The sequence below is a fragment of the Bacillus sp. G16 genome (assembly GCF_021282335.1).
GTDB lineage: Bacteria > Bacillota > Bacilli > Bacillales > Bacillaceae > Bacillus > Bacillus inaquosorum.
This window is the reverse complement of record NZ_JAJSOZ010000039.1, coordinates 1-4,063: the sequence shown is the minus strand read 5'-3', so window position 1 is coordinate 4,063 and position 4,063 is coordinate 1. Positions and strand designations below refer to the sequence as shown.

At 36.2% G+C, this 4,063-nt stretch carries 4 protein-coding genes and 2 pseudogenes; 3 read left to right on the top strand and 3 right to left on the bottom strand.

The window, feature by feature from the left end; genetic code table 11:
* Both LWH95_RS21290 and LWH95_RS21285 read left to right on the top strand, forming a co-directional pair.
* Positions 1–629, top strand: a 629-nt coding sequence (locus tag LWH95_RS21290; protein ID WP_232920335.1) for a sialate O-acetylesterase, incomplete at its 5' end; no start/stop codon positions are given.
* Positions 626–1,153 carry a PadR family transcriptional regulator gene (locus LWH95_RS21285; RefSeq protein WP_003237203.1) on the top strand — a complete coding sequence of 176 codons (528 nt, stop codon included), beginning with the start codon at positions 626–628 and terminating at the stop codon, positions 1,151–1,153. The genes LWH95_RS21290 and LWH95_RS21285, both read left to right, overlap by 4 nt.
* Before the next feature lie 588 nt (positions 1,154–1,741).
* Here the strand turns inward: LWH95_RS21285 and LWH95_RS21280 are convergent.
* Together LWH95_RS21280 and LWH95_RS21275 are read right to left on the bottom strand one after the other, a co-directional pair.
* Positions 1,742–1,909: pseudogene (locus tag LWH95_RS21280) on the bottom strand (hypothetical protein).
* Positions 1,910–2,252: 343 nt separating this feature from the next.
* Positions 2,253–2,789 carry an ATP-binding protein gene (locus LWH95_RS21275; RefSeq protein WP_232920334.1) on the bottom strand — a complete coding sequence of 179 codons (537 nt, stop codon included), beginning with the start codon at positions 2,787–2,789 and terminating at the stop codon, positions 2,253–2,255.
* Between the two features lie 268 nt (positions 2,790–3,057).
* On the opposite strand from LWH95_RS21275, the pseudogene LWH95_RS21270 reads away from it, so the two are divergent.
* Positions 3,058–3,186 (top strand): annotated as a pseudogene (locus LWH95_RS21270) (ImmA/IrrE family metallo-endopeptidase); the annotation flags it as partial.
* Here the strand turns inward: LWH95_RS21270 and LWH95_RS21265 are convergent.
* Complete coding sequence (locus LWH95_RS21265) at positions 3,178–4,050, bottom strand: LysR family transcriptional regulator (RefSeq protein ID WP_232920333.1); 873 nt, start codon at positions 4,048–4,050, stop codon at positions 3,178–3,180. The pseudogene LWH95_RS21270 and the gene LWH95_RS21265 overlap by 9 nt on opposite strands.
* Positions 4,051–4,063 lie beyond the last annotated feature (13 nt).

Below are 4,063 nucleotides of genomic sequence, written 5' to 3'. Positions count from 1 at the left end.
AAATTGGCTTGATCCCTTGTGCGGAAGGTGGCAGTTCATTGAATGACTGGCATCCGGAAGGCATCCTTTTTCAGCATGCTTTGTCCGAAGCCCGCTTCGCCCTCCGATCCAGTCAAATTTGTGGAATTCTTTGGCACCAGGGTGAGAGTGACAGTTATCGTTCGCTACATGAAACTTATTACGAGAAATTAACCCTTATCATCGAGACGCTAAGAAACGAGTTGAAACTTGATGAGGTACCGTTGATTATTGGAGGGCTTGGTGACTTTCTTGGGAAGACCGGTTTTGGGCAGCACGCGACTGAATTTCGACAGGTTAATGAACAATTGCTTTGTTTTGCTAATGAACAACAGAATTGTTATTTTGTTACTGCAGAAGGTTTGACTGCGAATCCTGATGGCATTCATTTAGACGCAGCTTCACAACGCAAATTCGGTTACCGCTATTTCGAGGCTTTTTCGAAAAAGCACCATATCCTGAAACCCATTTCGGGAGAGGAGCAATCACTGAAAGTGAATGGTGACTATTCTAAAACAGAACAGATTTACCTTCATAGTATGGATTTGGCTTCGGGTAAAATCACGTATGCGGAATTTGAGGCGCGGATGGCGAAGGTGATGAAACCATGATTCCCTTACTTATCCTTGGCTTGCTCATCCAAAACCCCGGAGCTCACGGCTATGAACTTCTGGCCTTAATGGAAAAACGTCATTACAAATACATTGTTAACTTCACGAAAGGTTCATTTTATTACAATCTGCAGCAACTTGAAGAAAAGTGTTTTATTGAACAGATTCAGCAGAAACCCTCAACCAGTGGGCGTGAAATCCGTAACTTTAAAGTCACAGAATCGGGAAGGGCAGAATTCGAAAAATTAATGATCAAATACGGCACCAAATCGGAATATGTGAACCTGCAATTTTATGGGGCGTTACTCTTTGCCGATGAATTCGACAAAAATAAATTACTGGATCTGATCCAATCACAAATCGACCAGACTAAAACTCGAATCGAGCTCCTTGATGAATACCTGTCCATCACTCAAGAAATTCCCGGCACAATCAATTACTTTCGCCGTATGAACGAAAATTCCCGTTCACATCACTTGGTTAATTTAGAGTGGTTCGAAAAATTGAAAGCAGAAATAGAGTGAACTATTGCATAATAAAAAAATGCAATGTTAAATATATAAGAATATTAGTTACCTAAATATAAAACCTGTGTCGTAGATATCTAGTAACATCATTGATACAGGTTTTATACTCCTTCTTTAATTAAACCAGTAATAGGATTGTCAAAGCTTGCCCCCAGCAAGAGCAAGTGAATCTGCTGCGTGTTCTTCTTTTTCAATCCTTCGTATTAATAACCACTTTTTACACCTATTTAGTATTCAAGTAAGTCAACTGATTTTTCTCCTTCTTCCGCTAAACTGCTGCTTTAGTCGAATAAGAAAAAGTGATCTCCCTTAAGGAAGAATCACTTCCTCTAATTAAACAAGCAGTGAAGGTGAACATCGTTCTCGACATAAACTAAAATTTTTTATATACCTCTGCGTAAGCAACTTTCAATGGATTGATATTAAACCCCTCCAACAAGAAAACTCCGTTTAACAATCCATTTCATTTGGATAACCCTGCAGCTTTTGGACGTACTTCAAATGAAAAAATTATGTTCTTATAAAAAAGAGCATTTATTGTGAGGAAAACGGTAAGTATCGAAAAGGGAAAAAGGGGTCTTTTTATTAAAAGCCTTGCAAGGTGTAAGTGAAAAAAATAAACAATACAATCATGGTTACAACAATAATTGTTTCTTTAATATAACATTTATCATCTTCATGCTCTTGTTTCTTTTTTTAAAGCTCTTCTCTGTATTTTCTTTGAACCTCTTTCATCTTATCATTCATTTTCATGATTAAACTCCTATGAAGTCCATTTTAATTTCTTTGCCCCTTTCACTTGCATTTTAAGAATAAAAAAGGATCGGCAATGGCTTTTCACTCAATGGTAACCAGCATAAGCACTAGCTGGACAGGTTTCAGGGTGTATCTAATCGTTGAGGTTCCATTTCCTGCAACTGAACCAAAAACTTCCTTATGAAGAACAATCTCTTCTCTGTTGTGGGGTGCTACCAAAAAAAAATCACTGCGTAGGCAAACTGATAGCGGTATAAAAAAACAGCTCATTAAATGCCATACTGGAACTGTCTTTGATTTTTGGATTTATTTTCTGATGCAGCTATCGCTATCCGTTAGTTTAATTAGAATTCAGATAATCCAAGACACGGTCAACTCTTTCATTGACTGAGCAATCGCCTTCAATTTTTAACACAGGACAAGATAAATCTGCCATCCAATGTTCGTGTAACGCTTTACTTCTAACTTCCATTCCGGCAGTATCATATAAAGAAGCCCACTCTAAAAATGTTTTTGATTGTTCATATTTACTCCCACCGGCTAACACTTCATTTCCATAACGCTGAAATTCCCTATGCCTTAATCTCTCAAGCCGTATATCTTTTGGAATCCATAAGAAGACGACAAGGTCAAAATAACTTTTTAGATTATCGCCCCAGCCACACACTGCACCAGAAAGAATCCATTTCTCATTTATTGTTAAGTCTTTTTCAAGCAACTTTCTTCTTTCAGGAATTTCTCTTTTTTTAGTGAATTTATCTAACCAATAGTAATTATCAGTATCAAGATGCGTATGAGGCAAACGCTTTGATAATGCAACACCCAATGTTGAAGTTCCGACACCAGAGGCTCCCAATATGTGAATATTTTTTTTCATACTTCCCCCTCCTTATTAAGCAACCAAACTCCCTGTTTGTTGCATAAGGTACTTACTATTATTTTGACATAAATCCCTAAAGACCTTTACTCTTCTAGAGAAATCCAGATGCGTGTTAAAATCATAATACTTACGAAAACAGTCATTAGTAAACGGATTCATATTCCATCTCCTTAGACGCATTTTCCTATGAAAAAAGTCTTGATTTTCCTATAATATTTAAACGAATCCAATTTTTAGATTGTCGTCTTTAAGGAGGTTTTTCATCTTGAGGTATACAAACAGTCATTTAGAGGATTGGATTGAAAACTTATACAGGAAGATTGATATTACAGAACCAGAACAAATTAATTTTGAACGGATTGCCGAGGCTTTAGATATCCATTATTTATACAGAATCTATATTTGAAAACCTTTCAACTTGAATAACAAACTCATTTACCATAGATAAATTTAAATTGTCTTTTAGATAGAGCATCCAAGTCCGCCACATTAAAGGGTTGCCTTCTTTATCTTTTAAAACGATTGTGTGCAGTGAGTCACAATCTTCTAAAACGGTACTCGGAACAATTGCGTATCCAATACCTTTCATAACCAATTTTTTTGCCACTTCCATATTATCGGTATGAACTAAGACATTCGAAGGTTTATTAAAATGTTGATTCCACCAATTATCGATCACCATGTTTAATGCTGGATCCGTATTATAAGTAATTCTGTTTTGCCTTTGAATTTGATGAAACTCTATCTCTTCTTTAGAAATAATACACATGGTCTCCTGACTGATCATTTTCTTTTCGTTGCTCCAATGATGTTCTCCTCTGACAAAACCAATATGTGCATCTTGCTTATAAACTGCTTTAATGACCTCCAAGTTTAATGCAGTTTTGATGGAAAATTGCGCAAATGGATGTATATCAGTAAATTGTTTTACGATATGCGGCAGCTTATATAAAGCAAAAGCTCTGGATACACATAAACGAATGGTTCCGTGAATATGGTCCCCTATATTCCATAAGTTCTCTTCCATTATTTTTAATTGTCTTAGCATGTCTTTTGCATAGGTAACAAGATATTCTCCTTGCTGCGTGAATTCTACACCTCTTCTGCCTCTATTTAAAATTTTAATATTAAATTCTTTTTCAATTTGCTGAAGGCGGTACGTTAAAGTTGGCTGTGCAATAAATAAACGTTCTGCTGCCTTTGTAATATTTTTTTCTTCATAAACAGTTTGTAAAATGATCCAATCTCTTTTTTCCAAGTTCCTTCTCCTC

Excerpts from the sequence above, each read along its gene's own strand:
- LWH95_RS21275 (WP_232920334.1), bottom strand. The coding sequence starts at position 2,789 with ATGAAAAAAAATATTCACATATTGGGAGCCTCTGGTGTCGGAACTTCA.
- LWH95_RS21285 (WP_003237203.1), top strand. The coding sequence starts at position 626 with ATGATTCCCTTACTTATCCTTGGCTTGCTCATCCAAAACCCCGGAGCT.